Origin of the sequence: Leptospira hartskeerlii, from assembly GCF_002811475.1 — a bacterium.
GTDB lineage: Bacteria > Spirochaetota > Leptospiria > Leptospirales > Leptospiraceae > Leptospira_B > Leptospira_B hartskeerlii.
The window spans coordinates 38,277-57,262 of sequence record NZ_NPDL01000011.1; the positions used below are offsets into that span (position 1 = coordinate 38,277).

The 18,986-nt window shown below is 41.3% G+C and carries 21 protein-coding genes; 5 read left to right on the top strand and 16 right to left on the bottom strand.

Annotated features, from left to right (window positions below):
- Positions 1-38: 38 nt before the first annotated feature.
- Genes CH352_RS17330 through CH352_RS17350 form a run of 5 tightly spaced genes read right to left on the bottom strand, consistent with a single transcriptional unit; the run spans position 39 to position 2,244 of the window.
- Positions 39-497 carry a DUF1801 domain-containing protein gene (locus CH352_RS17330; protein ID WP_100706921.1) on the bottom strand — a complete coding sequence of 153 codons (459 nt, stop codon included), beginning with the start codon at positions 495-497 and terminating at the stop codon, positions 39-41.
- Positions 490-1,068, bottom strand: coding sequence for a YdeI/OmpD-associated family protein (locus CH352_RS17335; RefSeq protein ID WP_100706920.1), 579 nt, complete (start codon positions 1,066-1,068; stop codon positions 490-492). Before CH352_RS17335 ends, CH352_RS17330 begins: the two co-directional genes overlap by 8 nt.
- A 5-nt stretch (positions 1,069-1,073) precedes the next feature.
- A complete protein-coding gene (locus CH352_RS17340; RefSeq protein WP_100706919.1) occupies positions 1,074-1,442 on the bottom strand; it encodes a DoxX family protein in 369 nt (122 codons plus the stop codon).
- A 10-nt stretch (positions 1,443-1,452) separates the two neighbouring features.
- Entirely contained in the window at positions 1,453-1,917 is a 465-nt protein-coding gene (locus CH352_RS17345; RefSeq protein ID WP_100706918.1) for an SRPBCC domain-containing protein, read from the bottom strand.
- 3 nt (positions 1,918-1,920) lie between these two features.
- Positions 1,921-2,244 (bottom strand): ArsR/SmtB family transcription factor, encoded by a 324-nt coding sequence (locus tag CH352_RS17350; protein ID WP_100706916.1) that lies wholly within the window; start codon positions 2,242-2,244, stop codon positions 1,921-1,923.
- Between the two features lie 195 nt (positions 2,245-2,439).
- Between CH352_RS17350 and CH352_RS17355 the strand changes: the two genes are divergently transcribed.
- Entirely contained in the window at positions 2,440-4,260 is a 1,821-nt protein-coding gene (locus tag CH352_RS17355) for a phosphatidylinositol-specific phospholipase C domain-containing protein (protein ID WP_125169478.1), read from the top strand.
- A 36-nt stretch (positions 4,261-4,296) separates the two neighbouring features.
- Here the strand turns inward: CH352_RS17355 and CH352_RS17360 are convergent, their stop codons facing one another.
- The 8 genes from CH352_RS17360 to lsa19 all read right to left on the bottom strand — a co-directional run bounded on the left by CH352_RS17360 (position 4,297) and on the right by lsa19 (position 13,333).
- A complete protein-coding gene (locus tag CH352_RS17360; RefSeq protein WP_100706914.1) occupies positions 4,297-5,559 on the bottom strand; it encodes a replication-associated recombination protein A in 1,263 nt (420 codons plus the stop codon).
- Positions 5,543-5,785 carry a hypothetical protein gene (locus tag CH352_RS17365; protein ID WP_100706913.1) on the bottom strand — a complete coding sequence of 81 codons (243 nt, stop codon included), beginning with the start codon at positions 5,783-5,785 and terminating at the stop codon, positions 5,543-5,545. The genes CH352_RS17360 and CH352_RS17365 overlap by 17 nt, the downstream gene beginning before the upstream one ends.
- A 46-nt stretch (positions 5,786-5,831) precedes the next feature.
- Positions 5,832-6,428, bottom strand: coding sequence for a YqaA family protein (locus CH352_RS17370; protein ID WP_100706911.1), 597 nt, complete (start codon positions 6,426-6,428; stop codon positions 5,832-5,834).
- 3 nt (positions 6,429-6,431) lie between these two features.
- Positions 6,432-8,216, bottom strand: a complete 1,785-nt coding sequence (gene mutL, locus CH352_RS17375; protein ID WP_100706910.1) for a DNA mismatch repair endonuclease MutL — start codon at positions 8,214-8,216, stop codon at positions 6,432-6,434.
- Between the two features lie 37 nt (positions 8,217-8,253).
- The gene (locus CH352_RS17380) at positions 8,254-10,278 is read right to left on the bottom strand and encodes a sensor histidine kinase (protein WP_100706908.1); all 2,025 of its coding nucleotides are present in this window, start codon (positions 10,276-10,278) and stop codon (positions 8,254-8,256) included.
- A gap of 74 nt (positions 10,279-10,352) precedes the next feature.
- Positions 10,353-11,609: a chloride channel protein gene (locus tag CH352_RS17385; protein WP_100706907.1), complete on the bottom strand. Its 1,257-nt coding sequence runs from the start codon at positions 11,607-11,609 to the stop codon at positions 10,353-10,355.
- Positions 11,610-11,630: 21 nt separating this feature from the next.
- On the bottom strand, positions 11,631-12,668 hold the full coding sequence (gene purM, locus CH352_RS17390) for a phosphoribosylformylglycinamidine cyclo-ligase (RefSeq protein ID WP_100706906.1): 1,038 nt from the start codon (positions 12,666-12,668) through the stop codon (positions 11,631-11,633).
- A gap of 53 nt (positions 12,669-12,721) precedes the next feature.
- Complete coding sequence (gene lsa19 / locus CH352_RS17395; protein WP_100706905.1) at positions 12,722-13,333, bottom strand: adhesin Lsa19; 612 nt, start codon at positions 13,331-13,333, stop codon at positions 12,722-12,724.
- Positions 13,334-13,596: 263 nt separating this feature from the next.
- Between lsa19 and CH352_RS17400 the strand changes: the two genes are divergently transcribed.
- The 3 genes from CH352_RS17400 to CH352_RS17410 all read left to right on the top strand — a co-directional run bounded on the left by CH352_RS17400 (position 13,597) and on the right by CH352_RS17410 (position 14,624).
- Positions 13,597-13,878 (top strand): type II toxin-antitoxin system RelE/ParE family toxin, encoded by a 282-nt coding sequence (locus tag CH352_RS17400; protein WP_100706904.1) that lies wholly within the window; start codon positions 13,597-13,599, stop codon positions 13,876-13,878.
- Positions 13,879-13,886: 8 nt separating this feature from the next.
- Positions 13,887-14,189: a HigA family addiction module antitoxin gene (locus CH352_RS17405; protein ID WP_100706903.1), complete on the top strand. Its 303-nt coding sequence runs from the start codon at positions 13,887-13,889 to the stop codon at positions 14,187-14,189.
- A 144-nt stretch (positions 14,190-14,333) separates the two neighbouring features.
- On the top strand, positions 14,334-14,624 hold the full coding sequence (locus CH352_RS17410) for a DUF1272 domain-containing protein (RefSeq protein ID WP_100706902.1): 291 nt from the start codon (positions 14,334-14,336) through the stop codon (positions 14,622-14,624).
- A gap of 32 nt (positions 14,625-14,656) precedes the next feature.
- Here the strand turns inward: CH352_RS17410 and murI are convergent, their stop codons facing one another.
- Genes murI through CH352_RS17425 form a run of 3 tightly spaced genes read right to left on the bottom strand, consistent with a single transcriptional unit; the run spans position 14,657 to position 17,855 of the window.
- Complete coding sequence (gene murI / locus CH352_RS17415; RefSeq protein ID WP_100706900.1) at positions 14,657-15,421, bottom strand: glutamate racemase; 765 nt, start codon at positions 15,419-15,421, stop codon at positions 14,657-14,659.
- Between the two features lie 3 nt (positions 15,422-15,424).
- On the bottom strand, positions 15,425-16,729 hold the full coding sequence (locus CH352_RS17420; RefSeq protein WP_100706899.1) for a pyridoxal phosphate-dependent aminotransferase: 1,305 nt from the start codon (positions 16,727-16,729) through the stop codon (positions 15,425-15,427).
- 25 nt (positions 16,730-16,754) lie between these two features.
- The gene (locus CH352_RS17425) at positions 16,755-17,855 is read right to left on the bottom strand and encodes a S1C family serine protease (RefSeq protein WP_100706898.1); all 1,101 of its coding nucleotides are present in this window, start codon (positions 17,853-17,855) and stop codon (positions 16,755-16,757) included.
- Between CH352_RS17425 and CH352_RS17430 the strand changes: the two genes are divergently transcribed.
- Positions 17,854-18,936, top strand: coding sequence for an aminopeptidase (locus CH352_RS17430; protein WP_100706897.1), 1,083 nt, complete (start codon positions 17,854-17,856; stop codon positions 18,934-18,936). The two genes, CH352_RS17425 and CH352_RS17430, sit on opposite strands and share 2 nt — an antisense overlap.
- Positions 18,937-18,986 lie beyond the last annotated feature (50 nt).

Below are 18,986 nucleotides of genomic sequence, written 5' to 3' on the forward strand. Positions count from 1 at the left end.
TTGAACAAAAGAATGTACTTTTGCCCAATCGCTTAGTCTCACATTTTTTCGCCGGGCAGCTCGCTAGCCTGTTTGATCCAAGAAGAAAGTTGGGCCTCGTCTATCTTTTCATTCTCTTTGATGTCGAAGTAACGAACTTCTTTTTGTTTGGATTCACCAGGAGGAAGCGGTCTCAAATGACTTCCGCGAAAGAAAGCAACCTTGACGTATTTACTGAACACATGAATTCCTAAGAACCAACCATCTCCTTCTATTCCGTATAAAGGAGAATTCCATTTTACTGCCTTGTACACAAAAGGCACTGTGCGGACTATGATTTCGTCAAGTTTACGACCGACATCTTTTTTCCAACCAGGCATGGCGGAGATGTATTCTTGGACCGGACCATCTCCGTAACCTTTTGCGATCTGGGGATTGCCGCCTGAAAGAAGTGCCGGTTTCCTTTTGACGGCGGGTTTTGCTTTTATCTTCTTCGCCGAAGCCTTCTTCTTAATCATCTAATCCCTTTCCTTTCAGAATATGAGGGATATATTTTTCAATCCGAGCCTCTCTAGTCTTCGATTGTTTTGCGGAAGAAAAATGAAGAAGGTAACCTCTTTGTCTACCCGGAGTCAAAGAATCAAAAGCGGATCTTAGATTTGGAGATTCCTCTAACTTGCTTAAAAATTCTTCCGGCATATCAAACTCTTTTGTCTTTTTGAAATTTACTTTCTGGCCGGACTTTTCGACTTCGATCGCGTTTTTGATATATGATTTTAAAGAAGTTTTGAGTCTGTCGATTTCCTTAATATTCGTAAATCGGATCTGACGAGCAGACTGTACATTCTTAGTTTGCTGTATCAGAATTCCTTTTGGGTCCTTTAATAAAGCGCCTTTGAAAAACAAAAAAGCACAATATTCTTTGAATCCATGTATCAAAACTATATTATTGTTTTGAGATGTATAGCAAGGTTGACCCCATTTTAATTCTTCTGTAAGTCCCGAGGCTAAAGCAATTTTACGCAATGCCTCATATTCTTCCTTCCATTGTTTGGCCTTATTAAAAAAGAAATCAACCTTAGGATTCATTTAGATTACCCTTGTAATTTTCGATCAGCCGGTCTGAAATACCAGGATACTACTGTAAGCACCAGTAATAATAGAGGTCCGAAATATTCTTTTGCCCCATCTCCGGCTGCAAAATGAGAGAATGCTGCTCCGGACATTGTAAAGAAAAATCCCGCGTACGCCCATTCCTTTATCAAAGGATATTTAGGAACGAGCACTGCAATCACTCCTAACAATTTCCAAACACCTAATATGATTAGTAAATAAGCAGGGTAACCTAAATGTGCAAACATATCTACTTCTTCTTTCATTTGGATCAACTGTACGATCCCAGTCGATACCATACCTAAGGAAAGCCAAGCTGTAGCGATCCAATATATAATCTTATTTCTCATGTCCAATATCCTATTTTAATTTATTAGCGGCTTCTTGTAATCTATTATGAGCCATATTAATACCCTGCGCAAAAGGCAGTTTTAATAATTGATCTCTGAGCGAGACTGACTTAAATATTATATGCATTGTTAGTTTACTTTTTTCTTCTCCTAACGATTCGAATTCCAAGAACTCAAGTTGAGGCGGAAAAGGAGAATTTTCCATTTCGAAAGTGCGGGTAATCTTTTGATCCGGAACAAATTCATGGATAACACCGTTGAATCCATGTTTGTTTCCATGAGGATCTGTGGTCTCAAATTGCCAACCACCGTGCTTCTTGCCTTCTAACTTAAGCACTTTTGTCCCCATCCATTCTTCTACGATCTCCGGCTCTACATGTGCCTTAAAAAGTAGATCTATTGGAAGATCGAATTCCCTTACGATCAGCAATTCTTGTTTGCCGTCTTCTGCGTCAATTTTGGTTTTTCTTTCCATATTCTATTTTCTTGATTTGTATTTTTTCATTATGGATTCGAGCTTATTGAATCGATCGTCCCACATGTTCCGAAATGGTTCTATAAAGTCGGCAATTTCTTTCATCTTATTTGGATTCAATTGGTAATAAATTTCCCTACCATTTTGCTCCTGTTTTAACAATTCGCACTCTGTGAGTATTTGTAAATGTTTGGAAACAGTGGGTCTGGCCGTATCGAAATTGGAAGCGATTGCCCCCGCAGTCATTGCCTGAGAAGCTACCAACAAAAGTATTGCCCTTCTCGTAGGATCGGCTATTGCCTGGAATACGTCTCTTCTTAGATTCATTATGTAGCCATTTAACTACAAATATAAATGTAGCCACTTAGCTACGCAACAAATTTATGAAACGATTTTCGAATTTCATCGGAGAGTTCATTTGTAAATAATTTTTAAGAAAATCGGTAAAACTACCGTATTTAACTATTTTACTAAGTGTTTCTACGTATTTTATCCTTTGAAAAAACCGTTAGAATTAGCGCTATGGCCCTATTTCAAATGTTATCCAACTCTCCCTCTGCAATCGTATATAACGGTTTGCTATATTGCTTTTATCGATCTTCTCTTCCCGATCAATTTTTATATTATAATATCTTCGACGGTAAACGCTGGCGCGGAGTAAAAACAGTCGGAGGACCTTCTCAAGAGGCAAGACTCTCCGGAAGCCCTAGTGCTGTCGTATTCGGAAGTAAACTTTATGTGTTTTACCAAGGTTGTAATAATGAAGGTTATATTTGGTTCAGCGTGTTCGATGGACAAAAATGGAGTGGAAACGAATACTTAGGAGGAGCTCAAACAAAATCGGGAATTACTGATAGTCCGAGCGCAGTAATATTTCAAGACAAACTTTACGTATTTCATCACGGGTTCGGTGATAACGGTCAAGTTTGGTGCAGGATCTTTAACGGAGTAAAATGGACTCCGGATACAGAGATAAAGGAGTTTCATGGGATCACGGATAGCCCGAGTGCGGTAGTATTTCAGTACGGTTTATGGATCTTTCACCAAGGAAGGGGAACAAACAGCGTAGGAAAGATCTATCTAGTCCAAAAAAATAGTACGGAATGGTTTCAGGATAAGCAACTGGAACCTTATTCCGGAATCTCGAGCAGTCCAAGTGCCGTCGTATTCCAAGATAAACTTCATGTGTTTCATCAAGGAGAAGGACGCAACGGCCAAGTATGGCTCAGGATTTTTAATAATGGAAGATGGGAAAACGACCAACGGTTGGCTCATTGTTTGCCGATGATGAACTCCCCGTTTGCGGTGGTGTTCCAGAATAAGTTATATCTACTTCATCAAATGGCGAATCTCCTATACTTTAGTACGTTCGACGGGAAAACTTGGTCTCCCGATCAGATTGCGTTAAACAACTTCCTATCATGGACTCCTTCTCCTGAAAAATGGATGGAGGAAATCGGCGAAGATCTGAAAAATGTTCCACTCAACGAATTGATCATACCTGGAACACATGACTCTGCCACTAGCGCAATCGATACTTACTCCGGTTTTAGCGAAGAAGTTAGTCCTCTTTTGAACGCACTCTATGCTTTACTCGGAGCCGGTGCTGTCGTAGCAAGAATCGTAGCCATCTGGGCAAAGACACAATCCGTAACGATCGGTAAGCAACTATCGTCCGGTATTCGTTATTTAGATATCCGCATCTCTAAACGGAAGGATAGAGGCGGAGAACTCTGGACCACGCACACACTTTGGAGTTGTAGATTTAGCGAGGTACTCGATGATATCGGAAACTTCGCGGCCGCTCATCCTAAAGAAATCTTATTCTTAGAATTGGGAAATTTTCAAGGAATGCAGTCGGAAGATCATGATTGGCTTATTCAGGAATTGAAGCGCAGGTTTGGAGAAAAGTTAATCCCTTCTTCCGTCAAAGTGAATGCGACCGTAGGCAGGGTCTGGCAAATGGGGAAAAATATAATCTTCTTCTATAAACCGGCATCGGATAAGGACGATACGAATTTCTGGTCTACTGAGTTGAAAATAAGCCACTGGCCGAATGTAACAACTCTAGATAATCTCAACAGCAAACTTATCCAAGACATCCAAAACAGGGATAAAACTAAATTTCTAGTCACACAAGCCTTACTCACAATCGGAGGTAGCGGCCCTCCTATAACGAATATCGGAGCGAGTGCCGAGGATGTGGCTAAGGAAACGAACCGGAAACTCCTAGAATGGATCCGTCTATGGCCCGCGGAAAACCTGAACATCATAGAAGTAGATTTTTTCGACAATTGCGAATTTACGAATTTAATTACGCGTATGAACGGCAGATCAACCTAAAACTTCGGCTCGATCCAAGGAATACAAATACATTAACTATTCGTAATTCTTTCCCGAGATCTTTTTCCAGATAGAGGACAGATGTTCCCTGATCTTTCCTTCCATCCCGTTTTTGGTAGGTTTATAGAATTGAGGTGGGTTGTCGGATAGATCATCCGGGAAATAGGAGAATGGCGTAAATCCACCGAAGTCGTGAGGATACTTATATCCTTGTCCTGCTCCTTCTTTTTTATGAGTAGAAGTAGGAGCATTTCGGAGTCGATTCGGGATCTTTAAACTTGGTCCTCTTTCTTTTACGAAAGATAATGCGGAACCTATTCCTAAATAAGACGCGTTGGATTTAGGACAAGAAGCCAAGAATGTAGTAACCTGTCCTAAGACGATCCTTCCCTCAGGCATTCCGATTGTCTCAAGAGCATGAAGTCCAGCAACTGCCAAAGGTAGTCCGTGAACAGAAGCATTTCCAATATCTTCAGAGGCCAAAATGATGAGCCTCCTTGCGATAAAGAGTGGATCTTCTCCGCCTTCCAACATCATTGCAAGGTAGAATAATGCCGCGTCCGGATCACTTCCTCTTACTGACTTGATGAATGCGGAGATCACGTCGTAATGACTTTCTCCGCTTTGATCATATTCTATTACTCTACTTTCTAAAAATGTTTCTATATCGGAAGCTTCTATCTGGACTCCGGAATCCATGGAAAGAACGAGACCTTCTAAATTGGAAAGAAGTTTTCTGGCATCCCCTCCTGAATAACGGACCAAAAGAGAACTTGCTTCTTTTGTAATATTCGGCTTCGGATCTAAAGATTCTATTCCCCTCGAAAGTATCTCTAAAAGATCGTTTTCACCGAGCGGCTCCAGCTTGAGCACCTGGCATCTGGATAATAGAGGTTTTGTAATTCTAAAAGATGGATTTTCAGTAGTAGCTCCGATGAGAACTATTCCGCCAGTCTCCACTCCCTTTAATAAACTATCCTGTTGAGAAGAACTGAATCTATGTATCTCATCCAAAAACAGAAGAATACTTCCTTCCTTCTCGGATCTCTCCAACAATTTTTTAATATCCGCAACGCCTGTTGTTACTGCGTTATACTCTACAAACGGAAGTTTCCAGGTATTACCTAATATCCGAGCAATCGTAGACTTACCTGTTCCAGGAGGTCCGTATAGTAGAATGCTTAACGGTTCTTTATATTTTTGTAATTGAAGCTTTGCCTTTTCCTGTCCGATGACCTGAGCAAATGTACTAGGCCTAATCTTATGGGGAAGAGGCGCTCTTTCAAATAGACTGCCCAAGTTCTTCTTCCAATTCTCTTTGGATTTTACGTATGCAGGAACGGATTGTAGAATTGCATACATCGCAGGCGCTATGACAACATACTAAGGACTGTTCTCTGATCTTTCCATCCAATACATTCTCCACCAATTCGGAAATACGAATAGGTAAACCGAACCAATCCAAATTTTCTAAGATTAGTTCTTTTCTGGTTTTAGGAATGAGTCTCGGAGAATCGTCCTTCATCTAAATTTTTGTACCTTTACTTTTACTTCGCGTCAATCCGAATGTTTTAGATCCCGATCCATCCGCCTTTTATTAGATAGTAATATAGAATAAAACGCGGGATCCTAAAGAGTGCAGCTGTAAAAAAAAGATCAAGCCGCATCTTCATTACACCTGCTGCCACCGATGTCCAGGAATAAGGCAAGGGAGTGAGTGCTGCGAGAACCACCGCCCAGAACCCGAATCTTTTTACGTAAACTTCTAACTTCTCTTCATGATTTCGAATGAACTTGGAGAATACGGTTAACTTAGGAAGAAGGAACCTTCCTTGAGAATAAGAACATCCTCCTGCAAGTAGAGACCCGAAAGAAGCAAAGAAGATTACCCAAAAATCAGGCATCTTCGCGGCTACTGCCAAGATCAAAAATGTATCCGGAGGAAAGAATATATGCACCGAGTCTGCAACGAATATAGAAAGCCCAACCCCCCATACGCCTGTGTAATCTAAAAAGAGTCCCGCGATCTGAGTGACTCTTTCATTAAAAAAACGAGCGAGCACTAATACGATCAATAGCAAGATCACACTTGCAATCAATGTCTGACGGACCAAAGAGGAGATTACATTCTCCGTAGAATTTTTAAGTTCTTGGGATTCGGTTTTCAAATTTTACCTGCGATGAAACATTCTCTCCAGATCTTCTCTGGTTAATTTGACCAAGGTGGGTCTTCCATGAGGACAACGGGATGGATTTTCACAATAACTCAAACGATTGAGCATCTCCGCGATTAGATGATCCGAAAGTTGATCTCCTTTTTTGACTGCGGATCTACAAGCTACACATTTTGCCATAAGATCGTATAACTCAGGCTCCGGAACTTCTTTGCCTCCGGTGCGATTTAAAAAATCCAGAACGATCTCTTTTTCATGTCCAGGAAGAAAGTAACCGGGGACTTCTCGAAGGACCATTGTGTCTTCTCCGAGTGAGTCTAGTTTTAAACCGACTTCTTGGTATTCCCCCAATCTTTCTTTGATATCTTCTGCTTCTTGTTTGGAAACAGGGATACGGATAGGCGTGAGAAGCGGCTGTATTCCGTAATTTTTCTTTTTCAGTTTTCTTAATACTTCTTCGTAACGTATCCTTTCGTGGGCAGTATGTTGGTCTATGATGTAGAAACCATCTTCTCCTTCTGCCAAGATAAACGTTTCGAATAATAGTCCGAAATGTTTTTTAGGAATAAACTCGGAATGTTTGATCGGAATATCAGTTAGATCATCTAACCTGGAACCTGGCCCGATTGCTTCTACGGGAAAAGAAGGAGAATGTTTGACTTCTTCATATAAAGAGGAACCTAAAAGTTGCTGTTCTGTCCCCGCAGAAGTAGAACCAGAAAAGGAATATAACGTAGATTCCATTTTCTTAGGCTCAGGTCTTAAAAGTCTGTTTTTCAATTCTAAAAAACTGACTGGCGTACTGGATCTAAGTTCTTTTTGGATTAACTGTAAGAAGAATGTATTAAATCCTTCTTCATCCAAGAAACGTATCTCTTTTTTAGCAGGATGAACATTTACGTCTATGGATTCCGGGTCTACTTCAAAAAATAAAAAACAGTATGGATGAGCGTTCGGAGGAATAAGTTCATCATAACATTTTTTTAATAAATGCGAAGAATATTTGATCTCAACTGGTCTTCCGTTCACGAATATAAATTGGCCAGTACGATTGGATTTATAAAAATCAGGATCACTGATATAACCGGTCGCCTTCCAACCTTTTCTTTCCAGTTGGACCTCCAACAAATGGTCCCTGAAATTTTCTCCGAATAGATCTATGATCCTTTCTCTTTTATTTTTGGGAGAAAGTCTATAGATCTCCTTATGATCCTGAACAAATCTAAACCTGATATCTTCTCTTGCAAGTGCCTGGATAGTCACTTTGTCACGGATCTTCTTATCTTCAGAACGAACCGATTTTAAAAATTTTCTTCTGACAGGAGTATTATAAAATAGATCCTCAACCAGGATCTTAGTTCCTTGAAAACCTGGGATAGATTCTTTGGATAGGATTTGTCCTTTTTCTGCCCTCACCTTCCAAGCGGTAGGCTGCCCTGTTCCGGTCTCGATAGTGAGCTTGGAAACGGAGGCAATGGATGCCAATGCTTCTCCCCGAAATCCATAAGAAGAAACTAATTCAAGATCCTTTAATGTACGGATCTTGCTTGTAGCATGTCTTTGGATTGCGAGAGGAATATCCTCCTCTTCGATTCCTGATCCATTGTCCGAAAGAAGAAGTGAGGTCAAGCCTCCGTCTCTGGATTCGACTTCGATCGTGTCTGCACCAGCATCCACCGAGTTCTCCATCATTTCTTTTAAGACGGAGTGAGCGGATTCGATAACTTCTCCCGCTGCGATTTGGTTGATTAATTCCGGACTGAGTTCTTGGATCCTTCCCATATAGTTTGGACCCAGCTTGGAAGGTGGAAATCTTATGTCAAGATTGGATTTCCGGTTTCGATAGGGCGATTTCCAGTATAAATTCGGAACCTTTACCCGGCACACTTTGGACGGAAATATCGCCGTCCATTTTCTGAGCGAGAGCCTTACAAAGTGCTAAACCAAGCCCTGCTCCCTGGAAAGGTTTAGTCACCCCTGAATCCACCTGTTGGAATGGATTGAATATAGAACCGAGTTTATCTTCGGGAATTCCGATGCCTGAATCTTCGACTCTAAATCTAAGGCGATAGTCCAGGTTGGTGTCTTGGACTTTTTCTCCAGTGAGTTTGATAAATCCTTTTACTGTAAACTTCTCCGCGTTTTCCAGTAGGACCAACAACATTGTTTTAAATCTTTCTTCGTCTCCTTCTACCGTCTCGGGAAGGTTTTCAGAGAGAGTCACACTAAAATCCAGATTCTTTTTGCGGATCTTGTCTTCTACTCTCATGGCAGCTTCGTAGATAGCGGCCTTAAGACTGAAACGTTTATTCAAAAGATATAATGTACCTTTTTCCAAACTGGAAGCATCCAACATAGAACCAAGGATCACCATCATTGCGTCCCCACTTCTCTTTAGTAACTCCAACATTTCCTTATGTTCCGGCTTAAGATCCGCATCCAGTAACATTTGGGTGATGCCAACGATACCATTCATAGGAGTTCGAACCTCATGGTCTACGTTGATCAAAAATTCACTTTTTGCTTTATTGGCGGCCTCAGCCTCGTCTCTTGCAAATTCCAATTCTCTGGTCCTCTTTCGGACCAGTTCTTCCAAGTTTGTATTTAAGATCTCTTGGACCTTCTCTCTTTCTCTGAATCCGCTCAACATCTTGCTGGATAAAGAAAGTGCATTTCCAAGCACGAATATTCCTACTCCTATTCCGCTCAGTTCCCAGGAATCCAAGAGCTCCGCATGGAAAAGTATTTCACTTATCAAGAAGAATAGAAGGAAGATAAAACCGGTAAGATAAATGTAAGCTCCCACCATTTTCTGAGAGACTGCTTTTGCTAATACAACCAAAGAACAGGCCCCGTTAAATACAAAGAGAAGATAAGAAGGATTGATTAAATAAGAATAGATCGCAGGCCCAGTAAACAAAGTGATGAGTGTAAATATTCCTGCGAAAATATATCCTAGTTTCAGGAATTTTTTTCCGAAATTTACTGGGAACACTTCCAGTAGGAAATGTTGGGCCAAGGGCATTCCCATAAACCATGTGATAAATTCAGTCCTAAGATAGATCTCGGGTCCTACTAAAAAATGTTCCGGAAGTAATCTTACTCCTGTGGAATACAATCTAAGTCCTACTGTAATGGAAAAAATCCCGAGGATCAAAGCGGAAGAATCTTTTTTATAAAAAACCGATACAAAAATATGGAACAGACCTAAGAAAAAAAGTCCTCCGCATAAAATTCCCTCCAAGTCCCTTCTATCTAGATAGTAGCGGCCCACACATTCCGGAGTGCCTATAACAGGAGGTTTCCAAAGTCCTCCTTTTCTATATTGGTAATTTGAAACTTCAAAATCAAGATGTGCCGTTCCTTGCCAAGGAGGAAGAATAGAATAACTGGTCTTAAGTTCGAGTCCATCTTCGGTCGGATCTCCAACCTTTCCTACTTCATTAATTACTTTTCCGTTAAATAGTATCCTATAATTTGTTCCTTGGTCATAAGAAACTAGATGCAAACTTTCGACAGGAACTGAGGAAACCAGGTCTACTCTATACAGCGCTTTTCCATATTTAGGAAATTCTCCTTCGTCGGAACCCGGCGTCCAACTACTGGGAATCACACTTGTGGAAAATTTTTCAGGCTCTTTTGGAATGCTTGTATCCGGAGTAGCGCCCAACCATGCAAACTTCCAGTCCCCGGTCATTCGGAAACATTTTCCCTGGGTCCGAGATTTTTCCCAATCTATAACACCATTCTCTAATAAAGCTTTTTTAGGAGAAGGAGAACAATATGCGAAAAATAAGAATGCCGCCAGAAGAAAGAACGGATCCTTTTTAGAGAAAATTCCCATAGAGTTGGCTATCTTTTATCGATTTGCCGGAAATCGTCCAGGACAAAATCACGCGGGTCAATCCTATCTAAAAATTAAACCGAATCCGCCTGAGAACTAATAAAAGGAGCTTTTGGGGATAAGAAATATCCGCTCAAAGAGGCAAATAATACTGGAGTAAAATTGGAAACTCCGGTTAATCCAGTGAGTAATATAGTAGTGCTGATAGGTGTTTTGGTCACGGATGCATTCACAGATGCCATCAAACAGATCAGCAAAAAGGATTCGTTTTCAGAAGGAAAAAAGTCCATAAAGAATCTACCGGCCACTGCTCCAACGAAGAATAACGGTATGATAATCCCACCCCTCCAACCGCTAGAAACAGTAATATTGATCGCTAATATTTTTAATAAAGCGAGAGTCCCGAAAAAGATCCAATTTCCTTTGGTAACTACGATCTCATTCAATTGATCATGACCGAAATATCTAGTCAATGGCTCGTAATATGCAATACAACCCAGTAATAATCCGCCGATGGTCGTCTTGATAAAAATAGGAAGTGCTATTTTAGAGAAAGAAAATTTAGTAATTTTGAATATTCCATAAAAGATCCAACCAACTAGAGCTCCCGCCATCCCAAATCCGATCGCGTATTGGAAATCCTCTATTCCGCCAGGAACATATTGAGGAAATTCCCAAGTAGGTCCAATTCCCATATCCGTCATGAATAAGAATACAAAGTAGGCGCTACAACTAGAGAGAAACGCGGGTAATAGAGCCTCGTAATATTCCACAACATGTCTATGCTGTAGGATTTCCAACGCGAAGAGTGCCCCGCCTAAAGGAGAACCGAATAGAGAAGTAAATCCGGCTGCCATCCCTGCGATGGTCATAGATCTCAGCTCTTCTCCTTCTAATCCTAACTTCTCAGCAAACCAACTCCCAAAAGATCCAGTGATCTGGACGAGAGGAGCCTCAGGGCCTGCACTTCCTCCCGAAGAAATACTGAGTAAAGAAGACAAACTCATAGAAGGATTACTCTTAGAGTCGAGTTTTCCTCCCCTAAAACGAATATTATCGATTACTAATGAAATTTCTCCGGGTTCCCCCAGGAAGTAAATTAGAAGACCGATACCAAGACCGGACAAGGTCATGATCACAATTACAGAATGTCCTTGGAAATCGGCTAAAAGTTTGGTGAGATATTCCAAAACTTTCCAAAATACTGCGGAAAATACTCCAGCAAATAGTCCCAGGAGCACATATAAAATACTCCATCTGGAAAGCATGAACGGGTTCTTTTTAGATAGAATGAAAACTGGATTTTTTAAAAGAGCTTGGATCCGATCCATATATCTGCCGGTTTGAAAAGTTCAGACAAAAAGAACAGACTCTTTATTTTTCGAAGTGATTACTCCGATTTTATGGACCAGTTCTCCTTTTTCTTCCAAAGCCGCAGTCGCATCCGATACAGACTCTGGAGAAACGATGACTATGTATCCGATTCCCATATTAAAAGTGGAATACAATTCCTTTTCAGATAAGGAAGGAAAATCTTTTTGAACTCTTGTAAAGAAAGGATTCTCAGGAAGATTTTCCCTTTTGATCTCTACTGCTAAGGAATCAGAGAGCACTCTAGGGATGTTTTCGTAAAAACCTCCTCCAGTGATATGCACCATTCCTTTTACTTCGACCTTCTTAATAAGGTTCAGTATACTTTGCACATAAATTCGAGTTGGACGAAGTGCGAATTCTTTTAAGAAACCGACTAACTCCGGATTTGCGGGAAGCTTTCTTCCCCCCTCTAAATATAATTTACGAATAAGAGAAAATCCATTGCTATGAGGACCGGAAGATTCCAAACCTAAAACGATATCTCCAGGCTTGACCTTAGATCCATCTATTAAGTCTTCCTTCTCCACTGCACCTACTACGAATCCGCCTAAATCGTATTCGTCGGGATCCATCGTGCCTGGATGTTCCGCAGTTTCTCCGCCGAGTAAAGCAGCTCCTGAAAGTTTACATCCTTTTACGATACCTGCAACGATCCTTTCCATTCTTTCAGGGATCAATTTACCGCAGGCTATATAATCTAAGAAGAATAAAGGCTCTCCACCTGAGACAAGAATATCGTTCGCACACATAGCGACTAAGTCGATGCCGATCGTATCATGGATATTGAATAAACGAGCAAGCTCAACCTTGGTGCCTACTCCGTCGGTGCCGCTGAGTAATATTGGGTTTTTATAATTTTTGAGGAAGGAAACGTCGAAGGCACCTGAAAATCCTCCGAGCCCGCCTAAAACTCTGGGGCCATGGGTGGATTCTACGTTTTGTTTGATCTTTTTGACGAATTCTTGGCCGGCTTCTGTATCGACTCCGGCGGATTTATAACTAATATCTTCTTGCATGGACCCGCTCCAGAACAGAATTCCCAGATCGGGTCTAATGCCCAGAAAAAAAGCTATTTCATTTGGTCAATTTGTTCCATTGCGGAGAGCTCACCTGCAGCTGCAGGGCGAACTTTTAGGGCCTTAATTCCAGGTCCTAAGTCCACAGCTTCTCCCGCCTTTACTAAAACTCGAGCTTCGTCGTCTTTTCTGGTAATCTGAACGCTACCTTCGCGAACTGCAAATGTTCCAGTTTCGTTAGCAGGATTCACTTGTCCCCAGAATTGGGTCCCTCTAACAGCAGCTACTACGGTAGGAGTGTCGATGGAAATAGATTCGTTCTTTTTCAGTTTGGCGACTTTTACTAAAATATTGCCTGAGTTGATCTTAATGTAATTTTGATCCGCTCTCAATGCAGCGATAGAAGCCTCTGAACCACCCAAGAGTCGGACTGTCCCTAAAGTAGTGGTTAGATCTAAGGTTGCATCCTTGTCCGTTTTTACGATTTCGGATTCCACAATACGATCACTTGCCTTCAGAACGGAGCCCGCTTTTTCCGCAGTCGCCTTTCCTACGATAAAGGAGACGATTGCATCCGTAGTTTCTTCTTCTTTAGGTTTGCAGAAGAAGAATAGGCTCGGAACCAACAGGATCGTAACTAGCTTTGATATGGATATAGAGTTCATACGGATTCATAAAGCTAATACAAAGCACCTAGACCGGGAACCAAAAAAAGTACTCTTTAGGAAAAAAATTTCTCAAAAAAGCTTTGGCCGCCTCTGCCTACTCCACTTCGACTAAACCAAAGTAAAATTTAAGTTTGATCATTATTCTCTTCTTTTCCATTCATTAGAACTGAATATTTGGCAGAATTCATTAAATGAATAATTTCTACCATTTTCTAACTATTCCTGCTTGACAATACTATCGATAAACAAGAATATAAAACGTGATCAATTCCTTTAAATCAAAGGAGACTGAAAAAGTTTGGAATCAGGAATTTTCAAAAAAACTCCCGAATCAAATTCAACCGATTGCTTATCGAAAATTAGTCATGATTGCTCGATCTAAGCAAATTGAAGATCTTAAAATTCCTCCTTCAAATCATTTGGAAAGACTTTCAGGAGAAAGAGCAGGACAATATAGCATTAGAATCAATAATCAGTGGCGGATATGCTTTAAATGGAAAGATGGCAACGCCTTTGATGTTGAAATAGTTGATTATCATTAGAGGGCATTATGAAAAAGATTCCAAATGTACATCCAGGTGAAATTTTGTATGAAGAATTTCTTTTGCCGATGAATATAACTGCATATCGCTTGGCGAAAGAGACTAAGTTAAATCCTACTAGAATCAGCGAAATCATTCATGGTAAAAGAGGAATATCTGCGGATACTGCTTTAAGGTTCTCTAAGTTTTTCGGCAATTCCGTTGAATTCTGGATGGGGATCCAGGATGAATATGAGATCCGTGAAGAAAGAGAACGGATCTCGAATGAATTGAAAGAAATCAAAAATTATAAAGAATTGATTAGCGCCTAAATTTTTTAAAACGACAAATAACTTTCGGCGCCCCAGTTCAGTCGCCGCCCTTAAATCCCGTTATCATCATCAGGCATGCGTTATCTCACCGAAACGCCACGTTTTTTGACTGACGTGCCGGATTACAGCTCCGAGAATGTATCCATGCTTGCATTGCGCCCATCATGTGAAAATTGCGCTAAGGCTCTCCCGCCTGACTCAGTTGAGGCAATGATCTGTTCGTTCGAGTGTACCTTTTGTGCCGGTTGTGTAGACAGCGTGCTTTCGAATGTTTGTCCGAACTGCGGCGGAGGATTTGAGCGCCGCCCCGTTCGACCGCGCTCTGCGCTTCGCAAAAATCCAGCCGTGACAACCGAAACCTTGAAACCCGTTGAACCGGCAGTCGCACAGCGAATGCGTGATAAGTTTGAACACATTCCGCCTGCGCAGCGTTGAAACTCTGCATGCTCCGTAAACGCATTGCGAAATTACTTTTGCAATAATCGGGAGGCCAGATCTTCCGTTTCCTCCCGGTTTGTAATAGAAGAAAAGAAGAGTGTATAGTTTGGCTGCCCTTGTTTTTCATCCAGTTGAAGAGATCTGACTAAATGGCGTATAGTTCCCTGGTTCCCATCGTGAAGGATCGCATCAGGATAAAGGTCTTTGATCTCATTTTTTAAGAATACATAATGTGTGCATCCCAACACAAGAGCACGGATGCCTTGTTCTTTAGGGATTTGTAATATGTCTTTAAGAAGAAGTTTGGCTTCTTCCCATTTTCCTTGGTCCACGAGTGTTGCGAGACCGTCGCAATTCAGGTGAACTACTCTTTCTGATGCGCCTAATTCCGATTTTAATTCCTGCAATTTTTCTTCTCTATGAGTAACTGAAGTAGCGAGTAACGCAATTCTTTCTCCTGGGTGTGCAAGAAGTGCAGGTTTGATCGCAGGCTCCATCCCGAATACAGGTACGGATAATTCTTCTCTTAATTTAGAAGCGGAAGCGGAGGTTGCAGTGTTACACGCGAGAAGGATTGCATCTACTTTTTCTTGTAAGAATATATTACACACGTTACGCGTAAGTTCCAAGACTTCGGAAGTCTGCTTCTCTCCATAAGGGGCGTGTGCAAGATCTCCATAATAGAGAAAATTTGCAGAATATGGAAGATCCAAGAGTTCCTTTAGAACGGAAAGTCCTCCCATTCCGGAATCCATCACTCCGATCTTAGGAACTCTTTCTTTTTCGTTTCTCATATCCTAAGCGGAAGCTGTGTAATCCTCTATACTCTTTCTCAAAGTACCATAGATCCAACGGAATTTTTCCTCGTCTTCTTCTAAAAGCGTTACTCTAAAACCGTCTCTATCAGTACAGAAAGAAGAAAGTGGAACCACACAAATACCTGTAGAAGCCAGAAGATAATAAACAAACCTACGATCCGGAGCACAATTCCCGAGAAGAGGACGGATAAATTCTTCTGCCTTTGGATTGGAGATAGGAAGAGTCATCTTATTCCCCAGGATCCCTTTATCAAATGCAACGGTAAGATAAAATGCACCTTTAGGTTCGACTACAGTAACACCTTTGAGTCCTTTAAAAAACTCAGTGGCAAGTTTCGCTCTCTTCTTGAACTTCTCGTTTCTTTCTTTTAAGTGGGGAAGGAACTGAGGATGGGAATATACTTCCGGAATTGACATCTGAGGAAGAGTAGTAGAACAAACTTCCAACATCTTAGCATCCAAGAGAGATTTTACATAACGTGCAAAAACAGGATCTTTATCCTTATTGAATATCTCCAACCAGCCGCATCTTCCACCCGGCCAAGGAAATTCCTTGGAGACGGAACGAAGAGCCATTCCTGGCACCTTATCTCCGATTACTTCGGAAAGATGGATAGTACCGGTTTCCGAATAATTCACATGAGCATAGGTCTCGTCGCAGATAAGCATTACATCATATTTTTCTGCGATCTTAACGATCTCACGCATTACATTTTTATCATATACTGCACCGGTCGGATTATCCGGATTGATCAGAAGAATACCAGCAATCGAGTCATTGTATTTGACCTTATTCTCAATATCTTCCAGATCAGGCATCCAGCCCTGCTCCGGATTTAAGTTATAAGTCATATGCTCATAACCTGAGTGAGCCGCTTCCGCAGAAGAAAGTGTAGAATATGCAGGGCTTGGCCCTATAACTCGAGCCTCTCTTCGTAAGAATCCGAAAATTTTAGCGACCGCGTCGCCGAGTCCGTTGAAGAATAAAATATCATCGGCGGTAATTTGGGCTCCGCCTCTTTCGTTCACTTTATCTGCTAAAAAATTTCTGGTCTTTTCAAATCCTTGAGTAGCCGTATAGGCCCAGGACTTGTCTTCAAGGATCAGATCCGAAACGATTTTTTTCATCCAAGGAGCGACCTTCTCTCCTTTTTGGATGGGGTCCCCGATATTCTCGTACGTAATCGGAACTCCGAGAGCTTCTAACTTTTTAGCTACTCCTACGATCTGACGGATCTCGTAAATGAGAGCATCAGCACCGCTATGAACGATATTTCTTCTCATGTCTAGCCTTATGATTTTTGAAAAATTATTTCTGAATCAATCTAACGGTCAGTTCTTCTAGGGCTTTTTCCCTGTAGATCCTAAGTTTTAACCTGCCGCCTAATCCTACTATTCCGACCTGTTCCCTCAGATCATTAATATTTTTAACTTGGACTCCGTTTGCTTCCATAATGAAATCGTATCGTTTCAAACCGGAACTTTCCGCAGAAGAACCTGAGTCCATATCATACACCAAGACTCCCTTCCAATCCGCAGGAATCCCGAGAGTCTTTCTATGATCCGGAAGTGGGACAGTCGCCATCACTCCCAAAGTAGCAGGTCGGATAATTCTGCCCTTGTTCTCTTCGATGAGCTGGATAATTTTCTTGGCATAGTTCATCGGGATGGCAAAACCGATGCCGGTGTTCCTACCTGAGTCGCTTCGGATCAAACGATTGATCCCGATGACTTCTCCATAAATATTCAAGAGAGGCCCACCGCTGGAACCAGGGTTGATCATACTGTCCGTTTGGATATGGGTTTGGCCAGTCTCATCCAGATCTTCCCTATATTTCGCAGAAACCACACCCACTGAAAAAGATCTTTCCAGGCCGAAAGGAGAACCGATTGCGATCGCCCAGTCCCCCACTTCTATCTTATCAGAATCTCCGAAAGAGACAGGTTTAAGTCCGCTACCTTCTTTGATTTTCAGAAGAGCAATATCCGCTCTTTCATGGCTTCCCACAAATTTAGCAGGGAAAACGCTACCGTCGGAAGCGATTACTTCTATACTTTCCGCGTCGGAAATAACGTGAAAATTTGTGACAACATATCCTTTTTCGTGGATCAGAAATCCGCTCCCAAAAGAGGAAAGTTTTTCGGTGCGGTAATCGAAATATTGGTAAGGACTTGTGATCGCTTCCGTTTTTTTGGTTCGGATAGAAACCACAGAATCTTTTGAAAAATTATAAACATTGCGGAAAGCGTTCTGTAATTGTATCCCTGCTCTTTGGTCGGAATAACCTAAAGGTTTGCCGCCTCGGAAAAAAGAGGACAAACCTCCTTCTCCCGGGAGAATGAGGACGAATAGGAATAAAACCAAAAGTCCGATATTGACCCAAACGATTTTAGGAAGACGAATATTCATGCAATCAGACTCAACCCACCTTCTACCTAACGGAAAGAATCGTCGACTCGGATTCTTTTCCGGGATACCTGTTTTGTTTTTTCTATTCTTTTCCGGCCAAGGATGTATACCCTACCTCTTTCATCTCGGAAAAGAACAGGCAAAGATACTTCTACAAAGAAAAGCAATCCAAGAAGTTTTGGCTGATCCTGAAGTATCGGAATCTACCAAAATAAAATTAAAGGAAGTGGAGAAGATCAGAGAATTCGGGATCCAAGAATTAGCGCTCTCACCTGAAGGTGGATTCAAAAGTTTCGTTCAATTGGATAGATCGGCAATCGGTTGGCATGTAAGCGCCTGCCATCCACTCCGATTCGAATCTTATACTTGGTGGTTTCCGATCGCGGGTACGGTTCCTTACAAAGGATACTTCTCATTAGAAAAAGCGAAAGAAGAAGAACAATCCCTCAAAGATCAAGGCTTCGACACAAGAATAAGGATCACAGCAGGATATTCCACTTTGGGATGGTTTGAAGATCCATTATTCTCTTCTCAACTTTATGAAGACCCAGGAGATTTAGCTTCCATAGTCATCCACGAAATGGCGCATGCTACAGTTTACTTTCCGGGAGATTCTTTATTTAACGAAAGTTATGCGAGTTTTGTAGAAGACGTCGGATCGGACGAATATGTCCTAAAGATCGGCGGCCCAAAACTATTAGAAGAAAGAAAAAGATCCGAAGAAGAAACAAAACTTTATAAAAATATAATTATAGAAACTGCAAATCTACTCAAAGCCACATATACGGAAGGTGGCACAGAAGACACATTACGAAAGAAAAAAACGGAGATCATCTCAAACTTCCGAAGAAAACTACTCCAAACAAAATGGACCAAGATCAATTCCAAAAAACTTGCAGAAAGAAATTGGAATAACGAAGACTTCATCGGAATGCTTCGATATAATTCTGGGACCGGGTATTTCACGAAAAGATTTTTAGAAGTCGGAAAGGATTTTGGTAAATTTCACGAAGAGATGAGGAAGCTGAAAGAGAAAAGCGCGGAGGAAAGGAAGGCACTGTTGGAATTCCAACAAGAGTAGGATGTAAAATTTAGTTGCGAAGATCTCAATTCTATGATATAGGAGAAGGC